Consider the following 25,254-nt stretch of genomic DNA (forward strand, 5'->3'; position numbering starts at 1 on the left):
CACACCCACCGCAGTGTGCGACACAGGGCGCCCGGAACCGACTGGTTCCGGGCGCCCCTGTCGTTCGTGCGGTGTGCGGGTGGCCGTGTGTTTTTGGGGTGCACGCGTGCGTGCGGCCTTTTCGGCCCCCTCCTTTGTGGCGTGCGGGTTGGGGCTCCGGGCAGGGCTACGGGCGGTGGCTTGTCATGCGGGATGCCGACGTGATCGTCGAGCGGGCCTCGCGTTCCGTGAGGCCCGTCCGGATCGCGGCGTCGACCAGGGCCTCGGTCAGTTCCGGGCCGAGGCCGTTCTCATACGCGCGGCAGGCCGCCCAGAACAGGCGGGTGTTGCGCTGGCCTTCGTGGGCGGCGAGGACGAACTGGATAAGGCCCTGGCCCTGTTGGTTCGTCGAGGCGGCCGCGGTGGAGTGGGGGCGGGGCGGTGGCATGAGGATGCGCAGCAGTGAGGTCGGGCAGGGGGCCGGCGCCAGGTGGGCTGTGCCCGGGGCCGTGCCGTAGACGCCGTGTTCGGTGCGTGAGCCCGGGCCGACGAGGTAGCCGCCGGCGCCGCGGATGTCGATGCCCGGGGCCAGTCGGCCCGCCGAGTTGGGGACGACGACGTCGGGCGGGCCGCTCAGCCAGAGGTGGCGGCCGCCGCTGGGGGTCAGTACGACGACCGTCTCGGGGATCGTGAACAGGTGGCGCAGGGCCAGCTCTCGTAGAGCCGCGGACGAGTCCGTACCCGACTTGGTGTCCAGGTCTATTCCGATGAGGTGGTGCGGGTCGAGGCCGCAGGCGATGCCGTAACCGGTGGCCCAGGGGGCGGCGGTGAAGAGTTCGCGTATGCGGTGGGGGTCGGTCGAGGCGTCGTACACCCCGTGCCCGAAGCGGCCGCACTCACCGTGACAGGGCGGTGCCGTCGGGTCGTCGCGATGGGGCGAGCGGAGCGCCGGGAGTTTGGTCCGGGACAGCGGGATGACGGCCAGTCCGCGTTCGGCGGCTGACAGGGCGTGTGCGAGGGCCAGCGTCGTGGCCTGCCGGTCTATGGTGGCCATGACTCTATTTTCGTACGAGTGTTCGAGAAAGGGAAGGGGTGGGGGACGTGCGGGGCGGGGCCTCGGGGGCGGCACGCCTGCGGGGTTGGGGTCAAGGGCGCTGGGGCGTCGAGAGGGTTGGGTGGGGTGCGAAAACTCGCCTGGGGAGATTGGCTGAAAAGGTGACGGAACGCTTCATCCCTTGCGGCGTACGGGATTGAGATGTCCGCACCGTCCTGAACTGCGGTTTCGGGGGCGTGAAGGGGGTTTATCGACATGTCCTCACGCTTGCGAGCGAATAGCGGCTTCCGGGGTGGTTCGCCGGGGATTCGGTGGGCAATTCTGATCTCGCGACGTCGTGAACGAACACCGGGGCGGTCGGCCAACTGCCCCAGATCCAGCCGTACTCGGCCGGCCCTGACCGGCATGTACTTCCCGCTTCTGGAGGAACACACATGGCAAGCATCCGTACTGCCCGCGTTCTTGCCGCCGCGGCAGCCCTGCCGCTCGCCGCCGCCCTCTTCTCGGGTGTGGCGGTGGCCGACAACGGCTCGTTCGCGGACAACGGATCGAACGCGGCCGTGGCGACCGTCGGCGGCAGCGGTGTCGGTGGGGACAACTACGGCACCTCGTCCACGACTCAGCAACAGGCCGTCGGCTCCGGCGCCTCGAATCAGAGCAACACGGCGCAGGTGAACGGTTCCGCGTTCACGGCCATCGACCAGTCGAACGAGAACATCGCCGTCAACTTCACCCACCTCTGGTGAGCCGGGGGCTGTCGGGGACTGGAGACCCCCGGCGGCCGTACGCCTCCTGGTGAGGTGCTTTGTGGGGTGGTAACACGTCTGCGCGGCGGTGCTTCGGCATCGCCGCGCAGACGTTTTAGCCGGCGCTTCGAGCCTGCCGAACGGCAGATGTGACGCACGTCTGGTGTGGCGCGCGTGGGGGTGCGCCGCGCACCGGGGTGGGCCGGCGCGGTGTGCCGCAGTGCTGCATGTCCGGCGCGTGGTGTGCCGTCCTCCCTCCGCCTGCGTCAGCGGGTGCCATGACCGTCTCGACCTTGACAGTCAGGAGTATCTGACGGACAGTCAGAAACCCTTGTTCGTACGAGGTCCGGGAGGGCCGTCGTCGTGCATCTCGCCCCCACCGAGCGCCAGCGACGACTGCGCGCCGAACTCCGCGCCTACTTCCGTGAGCTGCTACCGGAAGGGCCGTCCGCCACCGGGCCGGACGAACAGCGCGCGCTGTTGCGGCGCATCGGAGCCGACGGCTGGCTGGGGCTCGGCTGGCCCGAGGCGTACGGGGGCCAAGGGCGCGGCGCCGACGAGCAGTTCGTCTTCTTCGACGAGGCCTACAGGGCCGGCGCTCCGGTCTCCATGGTGACGCTGAACACGGTCGGACCGACGCTCATGAAGTACGGGACCGACGAGCAGAAGGACTTCTTCCTGCCGCGGATTCTGCGCGGGGATCTCGTGTTCGCGATCGGCTACAGCGAGCCCTCGGCGGGGACGGATCTGGCGTCGTTGCGGACGCGGGCCGTGCGGCTCGGCCGCGCGGGTGAGGGCGAGGGTGAGAGCGAGGACGCGGGTACGGGTACGGGCTCGGGTGCCGGTGCCGGTTGCGCGGGGAGAGATGGGGCGGGAGCCGGCGGCGAGTGGCTCGTCGACGGGCAGAAGGTGTTCACCTCCAACGCCCAGCACGCCGACTGGATCTGGCTCGCCTGCCGCACGGACCCCGACGCGCCGAAACACAAGGGGATCTCGATCCTGCTGGTCCCCACGGACGCTCCGGGGTTCTCGTGGACGCCGATCGAAACGGTGGGCGGACTGACCACGACGGCCACCTACTACGACGGGATCAGGGTCCCGGCGTCCCGGCTCGTCGGGGAGGAGAACGGCGGCTGGGGGCTCATCACCAACCAGCTCAACCACGAGCGGGTCGCGCTCGCGGCCATCGGGATGCAGGCCGAGGACTTCTACGCGGCCGTACTGGCCGCTGCCCGAACACCCGATCCGGTGACAGGGCGGCGAAGGGTTGACGAGCCCTGGGTGCGGTCGAAGCTGGCCGAGGTACATGCCCTCCTGGCGGCAACACGCCTGCTCAACTGGCGTTTGGTGGGTGATGTGGGGGCCGGTCGGCTGGCGGCCGGAGACGCCAGTGGCGTGAAAGTCGTGGGAACCGAATCGGCAGTCGCGGTGTACCGAATGTGTCAGGAAATTGTCGGATCGGACGCGCTGGTCCGCTCTGGTTCGCCGGGTGTCTTCGAGGACGGCGAGCTGGAGCGGATGAACAGAGCGGCGCAGATCAACACGTTCGGGGGCGGGGTGAGCGAGGTGCAGCGGGAGATCGTCGCGACGATGCGGCTCGGAATGACCAGGGGGCGGCGGTGAGCGGGAGGACCGGGTCGAGCGGACAGGGGGCGGCGCCCGTGGGCGGGGCCGGAGGCGGATACGAGGACGTGTACGCGCGGTTGAAGGCGTACGAGGGGCGTGCGGCCGCCGTAGGAGGCGTGGGCAAGGACCTGGTCAACGCACCGATGATCCGGCACTGGTGCGAGGCGCTGGGAGACACGAATCCGGCGTACGCGGGAGCGGAGGCCGTGGCACCGCCCACCATGCTCCAGACCTGGACGATGGGAGGACTTTCCGGGCACGAGGGACGCTCCGAGGCGTACGACGAGCTGCTCGGGCTGCTCGACGGCGCCGGGTACACCTCGGTGGTGGCCACCGACTGCGAGCAGGAGTATCTGCGGCCGTTGCGGCCCGGGGACCGGATCACCTTCGACGCGGTGATCGAGTCGGTCTCCGAGCGCAAGACGACCAAGCTGGGCACGGGGTACTTCGTCACGACGCGGATGGATGTGCAGGCAGGGGGCGAGCCGGCGGGGACGCACCGATTCAGGATCCTCAAGTACGTGCCCGTCGGGCGGGCTCGGAGGGACAGCCCGGCGACGGGGAGGGCCGAGTCGCCTGAGGCCGGGCCGGACGCGCCGGTGAGTCGGCGAGCGGCGGAGACCGGGGCAGACGCGACAACTCCCCGCCCCGAGAGGTCTGATTCGAGGAGATCTGATTCCGAGCGCTCTCGCTCTGAGCGCTCTGGTTCCGAGCGGCCTCGCTCTGAGCGGCCCCGCCCCGTCGTCAATCGTGACAACGCCGGTTTCTGGGAGGGCGTGTCCCGGCACCGGCTGCTCATACAGCGCTGCGAGGAGTGCAGGACACTGCGGTTCCCCTGGCTGCCGGGGTGCAACGCCTGCGGAGGCCTGGAGTGGGACACGGTCGAGGCAGCGGGCGAGGGGACCGTCTATTCGTACGTGGTGATGCACCACCCACCCTTCCCTGCCTTCGATCCTCCGTATGCCGTGGGGCTGGTCGAACTCGCCGAAGGCGTACGGATGATCAGCAATGTGGTGGGGGCGCCGCACGACAGCGTGCGGATCGGTATGCCGGTGCGGCTGGAGTTCGAGCGGGTGGACGAGGAGCTGGAGCTGCCGGTCTTCCGGGCCACCGAGGGGAGCGAGGTCTGACATGGACTTCACACCGACGGAGGAGCAGGCGGCGGCTCGTGACCTGGCCGCGCGGATCTTCGGTGACCTGTCCACGCATGAGCGGCTGACCGCCACCGGGACGGACAGCGACGACGAGTTGTGGAAGACGTTGTGCGAGGCGGGGCTGCCGGCCGCCGTCCAGGACACAGGGCTTCTCGGGCTGGTGCTTCTCCTGGAGGAGCAGGGGCGGACGACGGCTCAGGTGCCCTTCGCGGCGAGCTGTGTCTACGGGCTGCTCGCGGTGTCGGCGCACGGTTCGGCGGAACAGCGGGAGCGGCTGCTGCCGGGAATCGCCGACGGGACCGTGGTGGTGACCGGAGCCCTGCCCGAGGCCGCTGTAAGGGTCGGCCCGCCCGGAAGGCTGAGCGGAGTGGTCCCCGTCGTGCCGTGGCTCCGCGATGCCACGCACGTGCTCGTCGCCGACGACGAGCACCGGTTGTGGCTCGTACGGACCCTCGACGCCCGGTGTGACCCCGTGGAGTTGACGGCCCCCTGGTCCGCCGGACGCCTGACGCTGGACACGTCACCGGGCGAGCGCCTCGGCGACCCGGACGGCGGCGGGAGCGGCAGCGCGGACGGCGGCGGGACTCGTTACCAGAGGGGTGTCGCGGAGAGAGGTGCCGCGGCGTACGACGACGTGCTGGCCAGTGCGCGCACGGCCTTCGCGGGGCTGCAGGCAGGGGTGTGCGCGGGCTCGGTGGCCAGGGCGGTCGAGTACACCAACACCCGCGAGCAGTTCGGGCGACCGCTCGCGGCCAAGCAGGGAGTGCAACTCCGGGCCGCCGACGCGTACATGGACACCGAGGCGATACGGGTCACGGCCTACGAAGCGGCGTGGCGACGGGACGAGGGGCTGGACTACGCCACGCATGCGCTGACCGCCGCATGGTGGGCGTCGGAGGCGGGGCACCGCGTCGTCCACGCGGGGCAGCATCTGCACGGCGGAATGGGAGCCGACCTCGAACATCCCGTGCACCGGCACTTCCTGTGGGGACGGCAGCTGGAGGCGTATCTGGGAGGCGGGAGCGAACTGCTCCAGGAGCTGGGGGAGCTGATCGTGCACGGTGAGGGGGACGCATGACCACCGATGTCGGGCCGGTGCGCGCCGGTGACGCGCTGCCGCCCCTGGAGATCGAGATCACCCGCACGCTCGTCGTCGCCGGGGCGATCGCCTCGCGCGACTACCAGGACGTGCATCACGACGCGGAGCTGGCACGGCAGAAGGGCTCGCCGGACATCTTCATGAACATCCTGACGACCAACGGGCTGGTCGGCCGCTACATCACGGACCATTTCGGGCCCGGGGCCGTGCTGCGGGGGGTGGCGATCAGACTCGGTGCGCCCAACTACCCGGGCGACACCATGGTGCTGACCGGCAGGGTGGAGGACGTCCGGGGTGACACGGCGACGGTACGGGTCGTTGGCGCCAACGGCATCGGCAGACATGTCACGGGGACGGTCACGGTCACGCTGCCGCGGGCGGAGACCGGCGCTGCCCCGGCTACGGACCCGGCCGCGGACCCGGCCACGGTCCAGGACGCGGTCCGGGACGCGGAGGGCCGGACATGAGCGTACGGACGAGGGACAGCCTCGGCGGGCGAGCAGCCGTCGTCGGGATCGGGGCCACCGAGTTCTCCAAGGACTCGGGGCGCAGCGAGCTGCGGCTCGCGGTGGAGGCGGTGCGGGCCGCGCTGGACGACGCGGGGCTCACACCGGACGATGTGGACGGCATGGTGACGTTCACGATGGACACGAGTCCCGAGATCACCGTCGCCCAGGCAGCAGGCATGGGTGAGCTGTCCTTCTTCTCCCGGATCCACTACGGCGGCGGGGCGGCCTGCGCGACCGTCCAGCAGGCCGCGCTCGCCGTGGCCTCGGGGGTGGCCGAGGTGGTGGTCTGCTACCGGGCGTTCAACGAACGGTCGGGGCGGAGATTCGGCTCCGGGGTCCAGAGGCGGGAGCCGTCGGCGGAGGGCGCCGCGCTCGGCTGGGCGCTGCCCTACGGACTGCTCACGCCCGCGTCCTGGGTGGCGATGGCGGCCCAGCGCTATCTGCACACGTACGGGCTGACCCCCGAGGCGTTCGGGCATGTCGCGGTCGTGGACCGGAAGTACGCGGCGACCAACCCGGCGGCGTACTTCCACGGCAGACCGATCACGCTCGCCGACCATGCCGCTTCGCGCTGGATCGTCGAGCCGTTGCGGCTGCTCGACTGCTGTCAGGAGACCGACGGCGGCCAGGCCCTGGTCGTCACCTCGGTGGAGCGGGCGCGCGACCTGCCGCATCTGCCGGCCGTGATCACCGCGGCCGCCCAGGGTGCGGGGCGGGCGCAGGAGCAGATGACCAGCTTCTACCGGGACGACCTGACGGGGCTGCCCGAGATGGGCGTGGTGGCCCGGCAGCTGTGGCGTACGTCGGGGCTGACGCCGGCCGAGATCGACGTCGGGATCCTGTACGACCACTTCACGCCGTTCGTGCTGACACAGCTGGAGGAGTTCGGCTTCTGCAAGCCGGGTGAGGCCGCGGACTTCGTGGCGGAGGAACGGCTGCCGTTGAACACCCACGGCGGGCAGCTCGGTGAGGCGTATCTGCACGGGATGAACGGAGTGGCGGAGGGAGTGCGACAACTGCGCGGTTCGTCGGTGAACCAGATACCGGGAGCCCGTCGCGTGCTGGTGACCGCCGGGACGGGCGTTCCGACGTCGGGGCTGATCCTGGGTTCGGACGATCGGGGCTGATTCCGGGGGCGGACGGATGAACGTGGCGCGTGTCCGGAGCCGACCGCCTGAGTGGGACCGTTGACTCGGCGTATGCGTTGGCTGCGTTCTCACAAGGTGATCGTCGGATTCGGATTCGTGCTGCTCCTGACGGGGCTCGCGGCTGCACCTCCCGCGGAGGCGGGGCCATGGGCGCCGGGTGCCGTCGCACCGGCGGGTCCCCGCGCCCCGGAGCCGGGCGCGAGACCCGCGCCGCTCGTCTACAAGGGCCGTGCGTTCGACACCTGTCGGGCGCCGTCCGCGGACACCATGCGACGGTGGCGGGCATCCTCGTACCGGGCCGTGGGCGTCTACTTCGGCGGTCGCGGGCGGGCCTGCCGGGCCCAGCCCCATCTGAGTCACCGCTGGATGCGGACGGTGCAGGGCCAGGGCTGGCGGGTGCTGCCGTTGTACGTGGGCTCGCAGTCGACCTGTGTGTTCGCGAGGCACAAGAGGAACGTCCGGATCGGCGGGCATCCGTGGAAGCAGGGGACGGCGGAGGCGCGTGACGCGGTGAGGAGGGCGGCGGCGCTCGGCATCCGGCCGGGGAGCCCGCTCTTCCTGGACATGGAGGCCTATGCGCATCGGAACAAGAAGTGTGCGCGCTCCACGCTCCTGTTCGTGCGCGGATGGGACCGGGAGGTGTCGCGCCGGGGCTATCTGCCGGGCTTCTACAGCAGCGCCGAGTCGGGCGTGCGCCACATGGAGAGCGCGCGGCGGGCCGGTGTGCGGGATCTGCCGGCGGTGATGTGGTTCGCACGGTGGGGGGTGCGGGCCCAGCTCGACAAGGAGCCCGTCCTGCGGAGGACCGCGTGGGCGCCCGCTCGGCGCATCCACCAGTACGCAGGCAACGTACGAGAGCGGCACGGCGGCCGCACGCTGCTGATCGACCGCAATCTGATGCACGCGCCGGTCGCGCGCATCGGCTGAGCGGCCGAGCCGGGTTTTCGGCGGCCAGGGGTCCGGTTTCTGCCGGGCCCATGCGTCGCGGCCACCGCCCATGCGTCGCGGCCGCAACGCCTGGGCGGAGCGGGGGCACCGCGGGGCCAGGGGCGGTATCGCGGGGTCGTGAGGTGGAGCAGCGCGTACCGCACGGCGTGAGAAGCACGCGTTGTGTACCTGTCGGCGGAAGTCGGCGGATGCGGGACGCGTTCGGCAGGCTCCGCAAGCCGCGGTCGTGCGGTGTGGCGGGCGCGCAGCCGCTCCCACCCGCCCTGGCCCCCCGTCCGGAGGGTGCCTGTAGTCCTCCCGCATCAGGGCGGGGCGCGGGCTACTGCGGAAGAAGCGGTCTCTCAGGGGTGAACCCTCACGGGTCCGGAGCCTCGTATCCACCTTCAGGAGGTGGGGCCTGCCCCCCTCCTACAACCTGAGGCGGACACGGCTTCGGGACCTGCGGCCGATCCGCTGGAGTAGGGGGCGATCCTAGCGTGGAGCCATGACCACATCCGTCTGCACCAGCGCTTCGAATGCCGCGACGCGGACTCATGCGTACCAGTCGTTCTCCTCGTACGTGAAGGCCCGCCAACCGGTGTTGCTGCGTACCGCGCGCTCGCTGACCGCGAACCCGTGCGACGCGGAGGACCTGCTGCAGACCGCCCTCACGAAGACGTACGTCGCGTGGGAGCGGATCGAGGACCACAGGGCGCTCGACGGCTATGTGCGGCGGGCGCTGCTGAACACGCGGACGTCGCAGTGGCGGAAGCGGAAGGTCGACGAGTTCGCGTGCGACGAACTGCCGGAGCCGCAGGCCCCACCGGCCGGGGACCCGGCGGAGCACCAGGCGCTGCACGACGCGATGTGGCGCGCGATCATGAAGTTGCCCGCGCGGCAGCGGGCCATGGTCGTACTCAGGTACTACGAGGACCTGAGCGAGGCGCAGACCGCGGACGTGCTCGGTGTGTCGATCGGAACGGTCAAGTCGGCCGTGTCGCGCGCCCTGGGAAAGCTCCGTGAGGACCCTGAGCTGGGCCCGGTGCGCTGATCGGCGCGGGGGAGCACAGAGCGCTCGTCGGGGCAAACATTCCCGTCGTGACGTGATCGATCATCCTGGAGTAGTGACATACCGCGCGGTATGTGCGCAGAATCAGCCCAACCCTTACTACCGCGTAGGCAATGTCGCCCCCGGGAGGACGCCGTGCTGAGCACGATGCAGGACGTACCACTGCTGATCTCGAGGATCTTGACCCATGGGTCGACGATCCACGGTTCATCCCAGGTGATCACCTGGACCGGGGAGAGCGAGCCGCACCGACGCTCGTTCGCCGAGATCGGAGCCCGGGCCGCCCAGCTGGCACACGCGCTGCGCGACGACCTCGGAGTCCGCGACGACGACCGGGTCGCGACGCTGATGTGGAACAACGCCGAGCACGTCGAGGCGTACTACGCGATCCCCGCCATGGGCGCGATCCTCCACACACTGAACCTCCGGCTGCCTCCCGAGCAGCTCGTCTGGATCGTCAACCACGCCGCCGACCGCGTGGTCGTGGCCAACGGTTCGCTGCTCCCGCTGCTCGCGCCGCTGCTCCCGCACCTCAAGTCGATCGAGCACGTGGTCGTATCCGGCCCCGGCGACCGTTCGCTGCTGGACGGGGCGACGGTCCAGGTGCACGAGTACGACGACCTGATCGCGGGCAAGCCGGAGAGCTACGACTGGCCCGAGCTCGACGAACGCCAGGCCGCGGCCATGTGTTACACCTCCGGCACGACCGGCGACCCCAAGGGTGTCATCTACTCGCACCGGTCCATCTACCTGCACTCGATGCAGGTCAACATGGCGCAGTCCATGGGCCTCACCGACGGGGACACGTCCCTCGTCGTGGTCCCGCAGTTCCATGTGAACGCCTGGGGCCTGCCGCACGCGATGTTCATGACCGGCGTGAACGTGCTGATGCCGGACCGATTCCTGCAGCCCGCGCCGCTCGCCGAGATGATCGAGAGCCAGCGGCCGACGCACGCGGCCGCCGTCCCCACCATCTGGCAGGGGCTGCTCGCGGAGCTCAAGGCCAAGCCGCGTGACGTGAGTTCGCTGACCCAGGTCACCATCGGCGGCTCCGCCTGTCCGCCCGCTCTCATGACGGCGTTCGACGAGCTGGGCATGCGCGTCTGCCACGCCTGGGGCATGACGGAGACCTCACCGCTCGGTACGATCGCGCGCCCTCCGGCCCACGTGGAGGTGGGTTCGGACGAGGAGTTCGCGTACCGGCTCACCCAGGGCCGTTTCCCGGCCGGTGTCGAGGCCCGGCTGACCGGCCCGGGTGGCGAGCGGCTGCCGTGGGACGGCGAGTCCGCCGGTGAGCTGGAGGTGCGCGGCCCCTGGATCGCGGGCGCGTACTACGGCGGTCAGGGCGCCGAAGTCCTGCGCCCCGCCGACAAGTTCAGCGAGGACGGCTGGCTCAAGACCGGTGACGTCGGCACGATCAGCGCCGACGGCTTCCTGACCCTCACCGACCGTGCCAAGGACGTCATCAAGTCCGGCGGAGAGTGGATCTCCTCGGTCGACCTGGAGAACGCCCTCATGGCCCACCCCGACGTCGCCGAGGCTGCGGTCGTCGCCGTCCCGGACGACAAGTGGGGTGAACGACCTCTCGCCACCGTGGTGTTGAAGGAGGGCGCCAGCGCCGACTTCAACGACCTGCGGTCCTTCCTCGCGGGCGAGGGCAAGATCGCCAAGTGGCAGCTCCCCGAGCGCTGGACGATCATCGAGACCGTGCCGAAGACGAGCGTCGGCAAGTTCGACAAGAAGGTGCTGCGCAGGCAGTACGCGGCGGGCGAGCTGGACGTCACACAGATCTGACGGGCTCGGAACCGGAGCCCTCCCGGGCGTTCGGGCCGATACGGGTTGGGGCGCTGTTTCACGTGAAACAGCGCCCCAACCCGTCTGTGCGTATGTTCAGTTGCTGTTGCTGTTGCTGTTGCTGTTGCTGTTGCTGTTGCTGTTGCTGCTGCTGCCGACCGAGCAGTTTCAGTTCGTGCCGATCCGGGCCAGCAGGTCGACGATCCGGTCCTGCACCTCGGCGCTCGTCGATCGCTCGGCGAGGAACAGCACCGTCTCCCCCGCGGCGAGCCGCGGCAGCTCGGTCTGGTCGACGGCGGCGGTGTAGACGACGAGCGGCGTGCGGTTCAGCTGTCCGTTCGCGCGCAGCCAGTCGACGATCCCGGCGCGTCGGCGACGCACCTGCATCAGGTCCATCACCACCAGGTTCGGCCGCATCTGCCCGGCCAGCGTGACCGCGTCCGCGTCGGACGAGGCCCGCGCGACCTGCATCCCGCGCCGCTCCAGCGTCGAGGTCAGCGCGAGCGCGATCTCGGCGTGCTCCTCGATGAGGAGTACCCGCGGCGGGTGCTGCTCGCTGTCGCGCGGAGCCAACGCCTTGAGGAGTACGGCCGGGTCGGCGCCGTAAGCCGCCTCGCGTGTCGCCTGGCCGAGACCCGCCGTCACCAGGACCGGCACCTCGGCGGCGACGGCGGCCTGACGCAGCGACTGGAGCGCCGTGCGGGTGATCGGGCCGGTGAGCGGGTCCACGAAGAGCGCGGCCGGGAAGGCGGCGATCTGCGCGTCGACCTCCTCGCGCGAGTGCACGATGACGGGCCGGTAGCCGCGGTCGCTCAGTGCCTGCTGGGTCGTGATGTCCGGCGCGGGCCACACCAGCAGCCGGCGCGGGTTGTCCAGCGGCTCAGGGGGCAGCTCGTCGTCCATCGGCTGAGGGTGCGGCTGGTTCGCGACCTCCACCGCGCCGCCCGGTCCGTCGAGCGGCTCGGGGCCCTCGTCGGCGTTCTCGTCCGGGGCTCCTATGGCGTACGACCGGCCGGTGCCCTCGGTGGTGTTGGCGAGCCGGGACTGCTGCCCGCCGGTCTGCGGGTGCTGGCGCGCCCCGGTGTCCGTCTGCTCGGCGACAGGCTCGGGGCGGGTGCCGAGCTTACGGCGCCGCCCGGAGCCGTTGGTCGAGTGCGGGGGAGGCGTGGGCGCCTGGGGCTGCGGCACGGCTCCCGCCTGCGCGGCGGGCTGGGCCTGCATCTGAGCCTGCGCCTGCGCCTGCGGTGCGGGAACGGCCGCCCTGCCCGGCCTGGGCTGCTGGGCGTCGATCATGCGGCGGCCGAACGGGACGCCCTGCCCGAGCGTACGGACGCTGATCGCCCGGCCCTGGGTCGAGTTGGGGTCGACGGGCGGCGCCGCTGCCTCGGCGGGCAGGGGCTGCGCGACACGCGGCTGCTCAGGGGCCACCGCGGGCTCCGGAGCGGCCGCCACCTCGGCCGGGCCCGTCCACGACTGGGCCGCCGCGACGGCCTCCGGCTGTACGGGCATACCGGCGCCGGAGGGATCGGCCGCGCCGGCCCACGGCTGAGCGGCAGCGGCTGCGTCCCCGGTCGGAGCCACGGCCGCAGGCGCCTGAGGCAGCTGGGCCTGGGGCTGAGCCTGCGGCTGCGCGGCCTCAGCGGTGCCCTGGGTCGGCATGGAAGGCGCCGGGACCGCGCCCTGGCCCGCGGCGCCCTCGGGTACGGAACCCGCTGCGGGGCCCGCGAGACCGGCGGGGGCCAGCTGTCCGGGGGCGGCCTGCGGAGGAAGCGCCTGACCGGCGGCGGACTCCTGCTGAGGGAGCGCCTGGCCGGGGAGGCCCTGCTGGGGCAGGCCCTGCGGAGGAACGGCCTGCCCTGCGGCGGGAACGGCCGCGGGAGCGGTGTGACCCGGGGCTCCCTGAGCGGGCAGGGGCGCGGTCTGCCCGGGGTAGGGCTGAGCGGGCGGGCCCTCCGTGGGTACGGGCTGCGCGGGGGGCAGCTGCCCCGGCATGGGCTGCTGCGCGGGATCGTTCTGAACGGGGCCCGGCTGTCCGGGCATTCCCGGCCCGGGAACCAGCTGGCCGGGAGCACCCTGAACGGGGAGTTGCTGCCCGGGAACGGGCACGGCCTGGCCGGGCGCACCGGCGGTACCGGGCGCACCCGGCACGGGCGGGGAGGGCTGAGCAGCCTGCGCCGGAACCGGCTGACCCGGAACCACCGGTACTCCACCGGCCGCGACATCGCCTTCACCCGCGCCCTGCCGGGCCCGCCGCCGCCCGCTGGGGGCCTGCACCGGATGCGGCTGGGGCGGCGTGTGATCGTCGGCAGGATCGTGCAGGGCCACGTCGTGGCGTCCGTCGGCCGACTGAGCGGGAGCCTGACCGTGGGCCTGGGCCTGGGCCTGGGCGTACTGGGCCGCCTGGGCCGCGTACTCGGGAGAGCGGTCCGCCTCGGCCGGCGGCAGCGCGAACACCGCACGCGGCCCCGACTCCTGGGCCGCGGCACGCTCCGCCGCGGCGGCCAGCGCACGCCGACGCCGCCCGGTGGGCTGGGCGCCACCGGTGTCTCCACCCCCACCCGCACTCGCGTCCGGAGCGGGAGAGGGGGCCGCGGGCAGCGCGGCAGGCAGGGCCTGCCGGTCGCCGTCCCGGCGCGCACGCCGTCCGCCGGCGGGCGCGGGCACGCCCTGCGGAGGCACGGTCGCCCCGAGCCCCGTCGCCGCGGTACCGGCAGCGTGCTCGGCGGCGGTCACGACCGCACCCTCGGAGACGCCACCGCCCTCGGAGACGCCATTGCCCTCGGCGGGGCTCGGCCGCCCACGCCGCCGACCCGATCCGCCGTTCTCCTCGGCACCACCCTCGTCCGCGGCCACAGCGGAGACCTGAGCCGGAAGCGCCGGCTGTTCCCCGTCACCTCCGGCGCGCCTGCGCCGACCGGTGGGCACAGCCGTCTCCGTCGGGGGCCCGACCTCGCTCTCCAGGAACGCGTCGACGGAGGCGCGCCTGGCCCGCCGCCGTCCGCCGCCCTGCGATGAAGCCTGCTCGGGCAGGGCGAGTGCGGAACCGGCCTCACCGGATCCCGCTCCCAACGCCAAAGCGCCGTTCGGCGCCCCGCCCGGCCCCGGACCGGAATCCACACCCGCGTCGCCACCCGGGCCGACGGCCGGAACCGACCCGGCCCCGCCCCCGATGGGCACTTCGAGGACGAACGCGCTGCCGCTCATCCCGGGGACCTCGTGCGTCTGCAGCACACCGCCGTGCGCGCGCACGATCCCGCGGACGATCGGCTCGTGCACCGGGTCTCCCCCGGTGTACGGCCCGCGCACCTCGATCCGTACGCCCTCACCGCGCTGCGCGGCCGCGACGACGACCGTGTTGTCCATGTAGCCGCCGGCCGAGACCGGCGAGTTGCCCGTGGAGTCGACGCCCGCGACGTCCGCGATGAGATGCGCGAGGGCGGTGGCGAGCCGTTGCGGGTCGACCTCGGCCTCGATGGGCGGCGCGTGCACGGCGAACTGCACCCGCCCGGGACCGATCAGCTCGACGGCCCCGTCGACCCCGGCGGAGACGACCGCGTCCAGCATCACTTTCGTACGGGTGACGCTCTCGGATCCCGAGTCGAGGCGCTGGTACGCGAGCACGTTGTCGACGAGGGTGGTGATGCGCGAGTAGCCGGCCGACAGGTGGTGCAGCACCTGGTTGGCCTCGGGCCACAGCTGCCCGGCGTCGTCCGCGGCGAGGGTGGCGAGTTCGCCGCGCAGCTGGTCGAGCGGCCCGCGCAGGGAGCGCCCCAGAACGGCGAGAAGCTGCTCGTGCCGTGCTGCCAGTGCTTCGTAGCTGTCCTTCTCGCGCTCGGCGAGGGCCGCGTACCGGTCGTCTCCGGCGGCCAGCTCCTCCTCGTGCTGCTCGCGGAGCTCGCCGAGTGCCCGCGCGTGCTCCTCCCTGAGCGAGGCCAGCTCCTCGGCGTGCGCTTCGGAGGCCTGCGCGAGTTCCTCCTGATGGCGCGCGGCCTCGGCGTCCTTCTCCTCGGCGAGCGCGTCGTAGGGCCGCCGGTCCGTGAAGGTCATCACGGCCCCGACGAGTTGGTCGCCGTCCCGCACCGGCGCGGTGGTCAGGTCGACCGGCACCTTGTCGCCGCTCTTGGACCACAGCACCTGCCCGCGCACCCGGTGCTTGCGCCCGGAGCGCAGGGTGTCGGCGAGCGGCGACTCCTCGTACGGGAAGGGCTCGCCGTCCGCGCGGGAGTGCAGCATCAGCGGGTGCAGCTCCTGCCCGCCGAGGTCGCTGGCCCGGAAACCGAGTATCTGCGCAGCGGCGGGGTTGACGAGGACGACCCGGCCCTCGGTGTCCGTGCCCACCACGCCCTCGGCGGCGGCACGCAGGATCATCTCCGTCTGGCGCTGCGAACGCGCGAGTTCCGCCTCGGTGTCGACGGTGCCGGAGAGATCCCGTACGACGATCATCAGCAGTTCGTCGCCGGTGTATCCGTAACCGTCGTAGGCCTGCTGCCCGTTCTCCAGGTGTGCGCTCGTGACCTCGACAGGGAACTCGCTGCCGTCGGTGCGGCGGGCGATCATCCGGGTCGGCCGGGTGCGGCCGCTCTCGTCGACGGTCTCGGGGCGCCGCATCGTGCCGGGGATGAGCCGGGAGTCGAACTGCGGCAGCAGGTCGAGCAGCCCGCGTCCCACGAGAGCCGTGCCCGGGGTCTCGAAGGCCTCCAGGGCGATGGTGTTGGCGTTGACGACCGTTCCGTTGGCGTTGACCAGCACCAACGCGTCGGGTAGCGCGTCGAGTATGGCTGCGAGGCGAGCAGCGCCTCGGGATGGCCTGCTGCTCACGAGACGCTTCCTCCCTGTTACCGCACCTTGCCGACCGCGGAAGCCATCTTGCCAACGGGTCCGCGACGTGTCACGCGAGGGAGTCTACGGGCAGAGGTTGCGCTCGCGATGCCGGATGAGAGGGAGGTCGCACGTAGAGGGGACGCAGAACGCACGCAGAAGGCGCGGAGAGCCTGTGACCGGCCGATTCGCGGTTCCGGCCGTCGGCCGAACCCATGAGACCGCCCCGCACCGGCTACGCGCCCAGTTCCGGAAGGACGGGTACGAGCGCGTCCCAGCGCGCGATCTCGCACCCGTCGCCCCGCTGATACGTGGCGTCGACGGGGCGGCCGGCCCAGGTGCCCGTGACTCGCGCGGTGGCGGGACCGCCGTACTGCATCGTGCACATCCCGCCCTCCTGCGCCGGGGCGAATGGGCTCCTGCCCCACGAGGTCTTCTGGTCCAACTGTTCGCAGGCGGCCCGGGCGTCGGGGTGGCTGCCGCCCACCGGATGGCAGTCGAGCTCGAACGTCCCGTCCAGGCCGCCGCCCGCCCTGCTCACCGTCACGGTGAGGCGATCGGCGTCGTCCGCCCCGCTCACCGGCGGCGGCATGAAGGGCAGCGACTCGGCGTACGCGGCCGGCGGCGCCGCGGACAGCGCGGCGAGGGACGCGGCGGCGGACGTGACGACGGTGAGGGCGAGGCGGCGCAGCATGGTGGCTCCACGGGGTGCGGGCGGACGGTGGGCGGAGAGAACGGTTTGAGAGACAGGGGAAGAGGGCCACTCCTCTTAACGCCGTCCCCCACGTGACGTTGCGCCGCAGACCGTGCTTTGCCCTCGGACCTTTCCGCCTAGTACCGTGGGGGGCGATTGGTGACAGCCCGCTCGGCTGTGTCATCATCTGCACGCACCATTCGCGCTGGCGCGGACGGTTGTGCTGGAGGCGTCGCCTAGTCCGGTCTATGGCGCCGCACTGCTAATGCGGTTTGGGACGCAAATCCCATCGAGGGTTCAAATCCCTCCGCCTCCGCAGCATCACGAAGCCCCGGTCACCTCTGACCGGGGCTTCGACTGTTCTTGATCGTTCCGAGCGCTGTTCCGGGCCTCGCCCCGGGTCGCGTCAGGGACCGCATAGAGGCCGTTTTCGCAGGTCAGGCCGGGTCTGACAAACGGATTTCGCCTCACGCCGCCAGTCATGTAATGTTGTTCCCGCAACGCCGACCGGGCCGAAAAGCCCGGAAGGAAGAGCAAACACAACAGAACACACAAGCACTCGTAGCTTAACGGATAGAGCATCTGACTACGGATCAGAAGGTTGCAGGTTCGAATCCTGCCGAGTGCACACAGGTCAAAGGCCCCGTCGGTTCATCCGGCGGGGCCTTTGACATCAGCGGGTGACATCAACGCCCCCGGAATGGCCCCTCAGGCGGCGTTCTCGCCCTCCGGGCCGTCGTCCACACCGTCGAGCCCGAGCGCGTCGTCCATTCGCTCCGCAGCCGCGCGCAGGGTCGAGTCCATCACGTGCGCGTAGGTGTCCAGCGTCATGGTGATCGTGCTGTGGCCCAGCGTCTCCATGATGGTGCGCGCGTCAACGCCCTGCGCGAGAAGCAGGGACGCGCACGTGTGACGGAGGTCGTGCACGCGCACCCGTCGCACCTTCGCGTCCCGGCACAGGATGGTGAGCATCCGATTCAGGCTTCGCGGGTCCGTAACCCGACCGGTCACGGTGGTGAAGACGAGTCCTGTCGGCTGCCCCGGAGTCGGCTGCCACTTCGCTCCGGCCACCTTCTGCTCTCGCTCCTGCTGTGCCCGGTGCGCGGTCAGTGCCTGCACGCACCGCTTGGGCAGGGAGATCGTGCGGACGGAGCGCATGGTCTTGGGCGTCCCGAAGATCAGTTCGCGCCGGATGCGCTGCACATTCCGCCGCACCCGGAGCGTGCCGGCTGTGAGGTCGACGTCTGTCCAGGTGAGCCCCAGGGCTTCCCCGCGGCGCAACCCGGTGGACACGAGCAGCAGCCACAAGGCGTAGAGGCGATGAGGCTGAGCGGTCTTGAGCAACAGTCGGACCTCGGCTGCGTCCAGCGGACGCACCTCCTTTGGTTCGACCGTGGGCGTTTCCACGATTCGGGCGACGTTGCGTGCGATCAGTTCCTCTCGGATCGCTTGTTGGAGCGCGGACCGCAGCACTGCGTGGATGTACTGGACCGTGCGGGCCGACGGGCGGCGCTTGCAGCAGCGGCCCACGGCACAGCACGTGCGCTTGTCCTCCGGTCGCTCCTCGTCGGCACCCCGCAGGCAGCAGAGACAGGCGGCCTTGAATTCGGCGAGGAACCGCCGGACGTCCGCTGGGGAGAGCCGGTTGAGGCGCTTCTTGCCGAGTGCGGGGCGGATGTAGAGCCTGGACAACCCCTCGTAGCTGTTCAGCGTCGCGGGCTTGAGCCGCTCCGGGGCGATCGTGGCCATCCAGTAGGTCAGGTAGTCCCCGAACGCCATCGTGGATGAGGCAGCAGGGATGCCCTGGCGGGTCATCTCCTGCATCTCCGTGAGCTGTGAGGCGACTTCCTCACGGGTCTTGCCGTAGGCGAATTTCCTCGTCCGGGTTCCGTCGGGGCGGAAGACGTACGCGGCTGCCTGGTAGCGACCATCCTTGCGCTTGGTGATCGTTCCTTCGCCATTGGCACGGCGCTTGGCCATCAGGCGGCCTCCTCGATTTGGTTCTGCATGTACTGGCGCACTGCGTCGACCGGGACCCGGCGGGCCCGGCCGACGGTGAAGCTTTCAAGCTGCTTTGAGCGGAAAAGGTCGTAGACCTTGCTGCGACTGAGACGGAGGGCGCTCATGACTTCGGTGACTTTTAAGGCCTCAGGCGTAGTGGGCAGAGCGGGGCTCATCTCGGTGCCTCCGGCGGCATGGGCTCGGGGGGCTTCCGCCCCTCTTTCTGCCAGGTCCGCTACCTCCGCTACCGGAGCTACCTTGCAGGTCAGAGGGCCTGTCGGGGGTAGCGGAGTGGGTAGCGGTAGCGGATAGGCGCGATCGGGTAGCGGCCCGCGGTGGTGCGGGCCGCTACCGGGTTTCTGCTGGTCAGACCGCGTTTTCGAGTTCAGGTAGCGGGAGTAGCGGACTTTCCGGGGGTGGGGGGCAGTACCGGGCCCAGGCGTCCCGGAGGTCTGAGGCGTAGTAGCCCTTAAGTACGCTGCCGCCGGTCTTGATGTTGCGGGAGCCGATGGGGTCTCCGTCGGCGGTGGCGTATTCGCTGAGCATCTTGGACAGGCGTCGGTTGTCGAGGGGCCTGCCGTTGAGGTCGGCCCACGGTGCGTCGTCCAGGGCGTTGAGCCTGTCGAGGATGGCGACGGTGGGCAGGCGGTCGATGCCGTTGAGGACGTTGTCCCGCAGGTCGGTCAAGAGGCGGATACCGAGGCTGCCCTTGTCGTTGGCGCGGGAGGCGTTGACCAGGGCCACGCAGGCTTCGCGGGCCCGGCGGGGCCAGTCGCCCCCGGCGGCATCCGCGACTGCGAGCAGGGGTTCCCAGACGTCTGCCGGGCGGTCGGTGATGCCCTCCGGAAGATCCGGGAAGACGCCGGCCAACTGCTTCTCCACGGACTCCGTCCACTTGGCGAGCCGGTCGCGGATCTGGTTGCCCTCGCGGACGTGGATGCGGGAGCGGAACGGCTCCGCCTTCTCGTTCCTGGCCCGGCGGCGCATGCGGATGATGACGGAGCGGGTGAGGATCGTGTCGGGCAGGGAGCCGAGTCCAGCGACGGCAACGGCGCAGTACGAGGGGAAGCCCTGTACCTGCTGGTTGGAGCCGTCCCCGACGCACCGGTACACGGGGCGTCCGCGTGCGTGACCTGCGTTGATGAATCCGCGGAGCTGTTCGTTGTCCCCGGCCTTGGGTCCGAAGATGGTGTCGATCTCGTCGAACAGGATCGTCGGCCGGCCACCGTCGACACCGGACACGGACCGGAACAGTGCGGCGGCGGATGCGTCAGCGGCAGCCATGGCGCGCGGCACGAGCGTCTCGACCACGTCCAGCGCGCGGGACTTGCCCGATCCCGGTTCAGGGGACAGGAAGGCCAGGCGTGGGGTGGAGTCGAAGCAGTCGAGCAGGTGCGCGTGCGCGTCCCACAGGGTCACCGCGACGTAGGCGGCCTCCAGCGGGAAGACGTTGAAGCGGCGGTGGAAGGCTTCGACCTCGTCCAGCAGTGTGGCCCCGTCGATGGTCTCGGTCATGCGGCGGCCCTCCTTTCGGGCGGGGGCACGGGAGTTCCCGTGCAGATGGACTGGTGGGCTGCGTAGTCGGCGGTGAGCGCGGCGACGTTCTGGGCTCCGGTGGCGGTGGCGGTCTGTCCGCAGGCGCAGGCGTAGGCGCCGTTCGGGGTGTCGCCGGGCTGGTTCCACCAGCGGGCTCCGTCCCAGTGGTCCCGGTAGACCGGCGGGGCGTAGATACGGATGCCGGGCTGCTCGGGGGTGGGGTCTGGGGTGCTGTGGCGGGCCTGGTTGCTGCGGAACTTCTCAGAGCGAAGAGCAGAAGAGACGCCCTGACGGGCGGCGCCCTTGGGCGCGCCTACGCCTGTCGTGTCCACAGGCTGTGGAGCGGCCGGCGCCGGGCGGTGGCCGGTGAGGCTCTTAGTAGGTGGGGGGCTGGTCATGCGGCCCTCCCACCAGGGGTGTTGTGGGCAATCGACCAGTCCAGACCACGTGTGATCACGTCGTCGTAGTAGCGCTGGGACTGTGTCGCGTTGCCCGCTGCCGCCCTACTAAGAGCCTCCTCAACCTCCCCACGGGTGAGGTCGCCGGACGCGACCAGCCGACCCAGAGCGCGCGCGGCCCGCAGCACCACCGTGTTGCGGGTGCCGTCCGCGGCGTGTGCGACGTTGTCCGCCTCTCCCCGCAGCGCCGCCGCGGCGTACCCGCTCGCACGGGTCGTCACCGCGACTGTGCTGCCCTGGACGGGTCGGGGGCGGGGCTTGAGCGCCTCGTGCAGCCACTCCGGCAGAACAGCCGGAGGGCGGTCGTCCAGGACGTCGTAGGTGCCGTCCGGTGTGGTGCTGCCGGCGGCGACGACGTATCCGCCCCACCCGCGGGTGTCGATCTTCTTTGCGAGGCGCCCGGCAGTCGAGTGCAGCCGGATTCCGGGGGGTTGGGTGAAGTACAGATGCTCTCCACCGCGTGCGGTCCGCACCCGGTAGGTCGCCGGGATGTCCTGTTCGGCGCGCTCGCAGAGCGCTTGCAGGGAAGTGGCGCCGTCAGGCGTTCCTTTCGGTTCTTCGGTCTTGAGCGTGTCCAGGTCGACTACCAGCAGCCCGGAGGGTCCGGTGGCGATACCGACGTTGTAGGGCTGTTGCGTCCAAGCGGCAGTGAGCAGGTCCGCGTCCGTCGTGGCGCGCTGCTCCGGAGTGAGGTGCCCCTCGGCGCAACGACCGGTACCGGGGCAGTACTTCTCGGCATGCCCTGCGGGCCGCTTGTCGTTGGCGCGGAGAGGGATGACGTGCCAGGCACGCAGGGCGGCATCCAGCGCGGCGTTCAGCAGGGGCCCGCTCATGCGGCGACCCTCCATTCCTGCCGTGTCGGGAGGTTCGCTCCCAGGAGAAGGCCATAGGCGTGGTGGGCCTGGCGGGGGACCACGCCGTTGCCGAGGATGCGGAGCTGTTCCTTGCGGGGAATGCCGGGCACCGCGGTGACCCACCCGTCGGGCAGGCCCATCAGCCATTCCGTGAAGACCGGCGACAGACGCCGGTTGCCGCGGGTACCGGGCTCGGTCGGGCAGGGTGCCGCCCGTCCGGTGATGGCCTCCCAACGTCGGATGGCGGGCCCGTAGTCGACGCCGTCCGTGGAGACCCACGAGCCGCTGTACGGGAGCCGGTTGACGACGAATTCATTGAGCGGGCGCGCGTTGCGGTCCATCAGGTTGGAGGCGCCCGACTTCCAGTCCCGCGCGGCCGGCGTGGGGACCAGGCTCAGAACTCCGGCGGCGCCGGCAGCCTGGTCACCGCGGTCCGCAGGTTCAGCCCACCCTTGCGCTTCGGCGAGGTGCCGGGGCCGCCAGTGCCGTCCGAGCTGGTGGGGGTCGGCATCAGCGGGATGGGCAACTGCGAACCAACGGTCGCGCTCGTGCGGGGCGCCGATTTCGGGGTCACCAGCTCGTACGCATGTCCAGCGCGCGTCATACCCGTGCGCGGCCAGGTCCGCGGCGACGACGTCCAGCCCCCGCGAGCGGAGCGCCGCCACGTTTTCCAGGAACACGAGACGCGGTCGAAGGACGCCCACAGCCTCAGCGACGTTCTTCCAGACCCGAGACCACTGCCCATGGATTCCGTCCCTTCGACCAGCATTCGAGGTGTTGCGGCAGGGGAAACCGGCGCCGACCACGTCCGGCCGGAACACGTCGCGGACGATGTGCCAGTCGACGTTGCGGATGTCCCCGAGATTCGGCATGTCGGGGTGGCGCGCGGCGTACACGGTCGCGGCGTGCGGGTCGTTCTCCGCGTAGGCGGCGACCTGGCCGCCGATCCGAGCGCGGATCGCGGCTTCGAGTCCGCCGTAGCCAGCGCAGAGGGCCACGATCGTCGGTGGCGAGCCGAGGGCTCGCCGGATGTCGGTGGGTTGCGTCATGCTGGGAGATCTCCAGTTCCTTTGACGGGTCTGGTTGGCAAGGGCGGCCCCGCTTCATTGGCGTGAGTGGGGGGCCGCCCTTGGCGTAGCTAGTGGTGCTTGGTGCGGGCCAGTCGCAGGGTGATACCGCCGAGCCCGATGGGCCCGGCAGCGGCGGCGATGACGGTGAAGGTGTGGGCCGCCGCGTCGAGCAGGAAGCAGATCGCGGCGACCAGTCCCCAACCGCCGGCCACGGTCGCGCTGGCGATGGCGAACGGGAGCGCGATGCGCCGCCACGGGATGCCGTGCGGGGTGTCGTTGACGACGAACACGACCGGCTGTCCGGTCGCTTGTGCGCGTTGGTAGAGGTCGGCGGGGATGTGCGGGGCCATCTGGCCGGGCGGGGTGTGCTGGCTCATTTCAGGCTCCCTCGGGGTATGCCGCGGGCCCGCGCCGACAGGTGGCGCGGGCCCGTGCGGTGAGTGGGTGTGTTTGTCGCGTTGCTTGTCGTCTCTCTTGTCGTGCTGCTTGTCGTCTGGCTTGTCGCTTGTCTTGTCTTGTCGCTTGTCGCCTCCCAGGCCACAAGCCGTTTCCGGGACTCCAGACCCCGGAAAGCGGCATGGGGTGAAGCGGGGACGACAAGCGACAAGTGATCAGCCGTCGGACGTGTGGGAGCGGTGGACGTAGCGGGCTTTGGTGCCCTCCCCGACGCGGACAGCGATGCCGTCCCGCGTCCACGTTTTCAGCCAGCCGACGACTGTCTGACGGGTCGTGCCGAAGGCGTCCTCCAGCGCGCGGGCGATGGCGGATGCTCCGGTGCCTGCGGGTCCGGCGGCGAGCAGCGCGGCGAGCGCGGCCTGTTGCGCGGGGCTGTCCTGCTCATCCCGCAGCGCGGACAGGTTCAGTCCGGCCGGCCGGTCCGGTCCGCTGCTCTCGTCGGTGGTGTGCGGGTCGGAGGTGGTGCCGAACTGCGCGTCGATCTCCTCACGGAACCGGCGCGCCAACTCCTCCTCCGGAGACTCCGACCGATTGCTCAGCGCGGACAGGCGCAGCGTTTCCGGACCGGCCGGCGCTCCGTTGCCGGCGTCGGCATCCGTGGCGAGGTGATCGCGCATCCATGCGGTGCGCTCGGCATCCCAGCGGCGCGCGTAGGCGGGCCCGGCAGCCTTGGCGGACACGTCATCGAGCATCGGGTGCCGATCAGAGGTGGCGATGGTGATCTCCCGGATCTGGTTCGGGAGGATCCGCCACCCCTTGAACAGCGCGGCCGGCGACTCCGGAGTGCCCATGAACCCGGCACCCTTGTGCGGGGCCTGGTCCACCCGCAGGCCACGGGTGCCGGGGAACATCTTGGACAGGTCCATGCCCTCGGTCTCACCGCCGGTGAGGGCGACGCGCACCTTGGCTTCCCGGCGGATCATCAGGTTGCTCAGCACACTGCCGGTCGCACCCAGCGCGGTGAGCACCGTCCGCACGCCCATGGCGCGGGCGATCCGGATCACTTCGAGGATCTTCTCCCCGAGCTTGCGCACCTGCCGGTCGGTGCTGGCCAGGATCTCCGCACCCTCGTCGATCACGAGCATGATCTGAGGAATCTTCGCGCTGATCGGCAGCAGGTCCGTGTTGGCCCTGGACAGCAGGTCCTGGTAGCCCATTTTGCGCTGCTTGGCCACGCGCACGGCCGCGTCCAGCATCACCAGGGCCTCGTCGAACGTCCCGGCGAGCCAGTCGATACCGGGCCGGACCGGCTTGCCGTCCTCGCGCTGGATCTCGCCGTTCAGCGCGGGCAGCACCCACGGCAGACCCGCACTGCCCGCGTTGAGGTCGATCACCCAGGTGAGGACGTCTTCGGCGCGGGCGAACCCGGCGAGGATGACGTGCACCATGTTCGTCTTGCCCGATCCGGTCGGACCGACGATCAGCGCGCACTGTTCGCGCAGGTAGGCCAAGATCTGCTCGGCGTTCGTCCGGTAGCCCCACGGGATGCCGGTGAGCACGGACAGGGTGCTGTAGTCGCTCGGGTAGGTGCGCTCCTGTTCCAGGACGTTGACGGTGGTCACGTCGAGGATGGTGCGGCCCTGGTGGATGCCGGGGGATGCGGTGGCGGTGCAGCCGTGCGGCAGCTTCGCATCCGCGGACAAGGTCGCGGAGTGCTGCGCGATGCGGTCATAGGTGATCCCACCCTGCGGTTCAAGATCCAGGGAGTAGCCGGCGCCGGTCTCCCACATCTCCACCCCGAGCACGCGCACGGTGATGTGGCAGATCCGCTGGATCCGCTCCACCCACTGAGCGGCAATGGCCCGCCGCTCGGCGGACAGCTCCTGTGCGATGGCCCGCTGCTCGGCGGCGAGCGCTTCGTCCTCGCGGGCCTCCTCGAACAGAGCGGAAGAACGGGCCGCGGCGCCGATCCCGACTCCGAGGGTGGCGAGCGAGCCGAGCGCAGCCCAAGTGAGCGGCCCGTTCGTCATGGCCCACGTGGTCCAGCCGGCTCCGAGGAGCCAGGAGGCGGCGCGGGTGGCCAGCGTGCGGCCCGCGTTGCGTACCCGCAGACCGACCACGGTGTGTCCGAGGGCGCCGGCGGCGCCGACGGCGAGGGCCCAGCCGGGGGGCATCGATGTGGCGGCGCCGGTGGTGGCGACGGCGAAGGCTCCGGTGGTCGCGGACAGGGCGCCGGTCACGGGTCCGTGACCGGCCGCCCAGTCCAGCACCGGGCCACTGCCCTGCTGCTTCTTCTTGTTGGCGGTGGCGGTGGCGCTCATG

At 71.0% G+C, this 25,254-nt stretch carries 20 protein-coding genes and 2 tRNA genes; 11 read left to right on the forward strand and 11 right to left on the reverse strand.

Annotation, left to right across the window (positions count from 1 at the left end; genetic code table 11):
• Positions 1 to 166: 166 nt before the first annotated feature.
• Positions 167 to 1,033, reverse strand: coding sequence for a bifunctional DNA primase/polymerase (locus KUF83_RS25305; RefSeq protein WP_217457223.1), 867 nt, complete (start codon positions 1,031 to 1,033; stop codon positions 167 to 169).
• 434 nt (positions 1,034 to 1,467) lie between these two features.
• Here KUF83_RS25305 and KUF83_RS25310 point away from each other — a divergent pair, with 434 nt between their 5' ends.
• The 9 genes from KUF83_RS25310 to KUF83_RS25350 all read left to right on the forward strand — a co-directional run bounded on the left by KUF83_RS25310 (position 1,468) and on the right by KUF83_RS25350 (position 11,105).
• Positions 1,468 to 1,779, forward strand: coding sequence for a hypothetical protein (locus tag KUF83_RS25310; RefSeq protein ID WP_217457224.1), 312 nt, complete (start codon positions 1,468 to 1,470; stop codon positions 1,777 to 1,779).
• A 363-nt stretch (positions 1,780 to 2,142) separates the two neighbouring features.
• Positions 2,143 to 3,402 (forward strand): acyl-CoA dehydrogenase family protein, encoded by a 1,260-nt coding sequence (locus KUF83_RS25315; protein ID WP_217457225.1) that lies wholly within the window; start codon positions 2,143 to 2,145, stop codon positions 3,400 to 3,402.
• 38 nt (positions 3,403 to 3,440) lie between these two features.
• Positions 3,441 to 4,535 (forward strand): bifunctional MaoC family dehydratase N-terminal/OB-fold nucleic acid binding domain-containing protein, encoded by a 1,095-nt coding sequence (locus tag KUF83_RS25320; RefSeq protein ID WP_217457313.1) that lies wholly within the window; start codon positions 3,441 to 3,443, stop codon positions 4,533 to 4,535.
• Between the two features lies 1 nt (position 4,536).
• Positions 4,537 to 5,637, forward strand: coding sequence for an acyl-CoA dehydrogenase family protein (locus tag KUF83_RS25325; protein WP_217457226.1), 1,101 nt, complete (start codon positions 4,537 to 4,539; stop codon positions 5,635 to 5,637).
• A gap of 17 nt (positions 5,638 to 5,654) precedes the next feature.
• On the forward strand, positions 5,655 to 6,125 hold the full coding sequence (locus KUF83_RS25330) for a MaoC family dehydratase (RefSeq protein WP_217457314.1): 471 nt from the start codon (positions 5,655 to 5,657) through the stop codon (positions 6,123 to 6,125).
• A complete protein-coding gene (locus KUF83_RS25335; RefSeq protein ID WP_217457227.1) occupies positions 6,122 to 7,294 on the forward strand; it encodes a lipid-transfer protein in 1,173 nt (390 codons plus the stop codon). The genes KUF83_RS25330 and KUF83_RS25335 overlap by 4 nt, the downstream gene beginning before the upstream one ends.
• Before the next feature lie 72 nt (positions 7,295 to 7,366).
• Positions 7,367 to 8,242: a DUF1906 domain-containing protein gene (locus KUF83_RS25340; RefSeq protein ID WP_217457228.1), complete on the forward strand. Its 876-nt coding sequence runs from the start codon at positions 7,367 to 7,369 to the stop codon at positions 8,240 to 8,242.
• 505 nt (positions 8,243 to 8,747) lie between these two features.
• Positions 8,748 to 9,293 (forward strand): SigE family RNA polymerase sigma factor, encoded by a 546-nt coding sequence (locus tag KUF83_RS25345; RefSeq protein WP_217457229.1) that lies wholly within the window; start codon positions 8,748 to 8,750, stop codon positions 9,291 to 9,293.
• Between the two features lie 153 nt (positions 9,294 to 9,446).
• Positions 9,447 to 11,105 (forward strand): long-chain fatty acid--CoA ligase, encoded by a 1,659-nt coding sequence (locus KUF83_RS25350; protein WP_217457230.1) that lies wholly within the window; start codon positions 9,447 to 9,449, stop codon positions 11,103 to 11,105.
• A 168-nt stretch (positions 11,106 to 11,273) separates the two neighbouring features.
• Here the strand turns inward: KUF83_RS25350 and KUF83_RS25355 are convergent, their stop codons facing one another.
• Both KUF83_RS25355 and KUF83_RS25360 read right to left on the reverse strand, forming a co-directional pair.
• Positions 11,274 to 15,923, reverse strand: coding sequence for a PAS domain-containing protein (locus tag KUF83_RS25355; RefSeq protein WP_217457231.1), 4,650 nt, complete (start codon positions 15,921 to 15,923; stop codon positions 11,274 to 11,276).
• A 235-nt stretch (positions 15,924 to 16,158) separates the two neighbouring features.
• On the reverse strand, positions 16,159 to 16,617 hold the full coding sequence (locus KUF83_RS25360; protein ID WP_217457232.1) for an SSI family serine proteinase inhibitor: 459 nt from the start codon (positions 16,615 to 16,617) through the stop codon (positions 16,159 to 16,161).
• A 225-nt stretch (positions 16,618 to 16,842) separates the two neighbouring features.
• On the opposite strand from KUF83_RS25360, the gene KUF83_RS25365 reads away from it, so the two are divergent.
• Positions 16,843 to 16,933 (forward strand) — tRNA-Ser (locus KUF83_RS25365).
• 239 nt (positions 16,934 to 17,172) lie between these two features.
• Positions 17,173 to 17,245: transfer RNA gene (locus KUF83_RS25370), tRNA-Arg, on the forward strand.
• Positions 17,246 to 17,325: 80 nt separating this feature from the next.
• On the opposite strand, the gene KUF83_RS25375 is transcribed toward KUF83_RS25370, so the two are convergent.
• From KUF83_RS25375 to KUF83_RS25410, 8 genes are all read right to left on the reverse strand, one after another.
• Positions 17,326 to 18,597, reverse strand: a complete 1,272-nt coding sequence (locus KUF83_RS25375) for a tyrosine-type recombinase/integrase (protein ID WP_217457233.1) — start codon at positions 18,595 to 18,597, stop codon at positions 17,326 to 17,328.
• The gene (locus KUF83_RS25380) at positions 18,597 to 18,794 is read right to left on the reverse strand and encodes a helix-turn-helix domain-containing protein (RefSeq protein WP_217457234.1); all 198 of its coding nucleotides are present in this window, start codon (positions 18,792 to 18,794) and stop codon (positions 18,597 to 18,599) included. The genes KUF83_RS25375 and KUF83_RS25380 overlap by 1 nt, the downstream gene beginning before the upstream one ends.
• Before the next feature lie 190 nt (positions 18,795 to 18,984).
• Positions 18,985 to 20,133 carry a DUF3631 domain-containing protein gene (locus KUF83_RS25385; RefSeq protein WP_217457235.1) on the reverse strand — a complete coding sequence of 383 codons (1,149 nt, stop codon included), beginning with the start codon at positions 20,131 to 20,133 and terminating at the stop codon, positions 18,985 to 18,987.
• Entirely contained in the window at positions 20,130 to 20,486 is a 357-nt protein-coding gene (locus tag KUF83_RS25390; RefSeq protein WP_217457236.1) for a hypothetical protein, read from the reverse strand. The genes KUF83_RS25385 and KUF83_RS25390 overlap by 4 nt, the downstream gene beginning before the upstream one ends.
• Positions 20,487 to 20,548: 62 nt before the next feature.
• Positions 20,549 to 21,445 carry a bifunctional DNA primase/polymerase gene (locus KUF83_RS25395; RefSeq protein WP_217457237.1) on the reverse strand — a complete coding sequence of 299 codons (897 nt, stop codon included), beginning with the start codon at positions 21,443 to 21,445 and terminating at the stop codon, positions 20,549 to 20,551.
• Complete coding sequence (locus KUF83_RS25400; RefSeq protein WP_217457238.1) at positions 21,442 to 22,515, reverse strand: DNA cytosine methyltransferase; 1,074 nt, start codon at positions 22,513 to 22,515, stop codon at positions 21,442 to 21,444. The genes KUF83_RS25395 and KUF83_RS25400 overlap by 4 nt, the downstream gene beginning before the upstream one ends.
• Before the next feature lie 89 nt (positions 22,516 to 22,604).
• Positions 22,605 to 22,913 carry a hypothetical protein gene (locus tag KUF83_RS25405; protein WP_217457239.1) on the reverse strand — a complete coding sequence of 103 codons (309 nt, stop codon included), beginning with the start codon at positions 22,911 to 22,913 and terminating at the stop codon, positions 22,605 to 22,607.
• A 234-nt stretch (positions 22,914 to 23,147) separates the two neighbouring features.
• Entirely contained in the window at positions 23,148 to 25,253 is a 2,106-nt protein-coding gene (locus KUF83_RS25410) for a hypothetical protein (RefSeq protein WP_217457240.1), read from the reverse strand.
• Position 25,254: the final 1 nt, after the last annotated feature.

Source organism: Streptomyces sp. BV286 (genome assembly GCF_019090165.1).
In the GTDB taxonomy this organism is placed as follows: Bacteria; Actinomycetota; Actinomycetes; order Streptomycetales; family Streptomycetaceae; genus Streptomyces.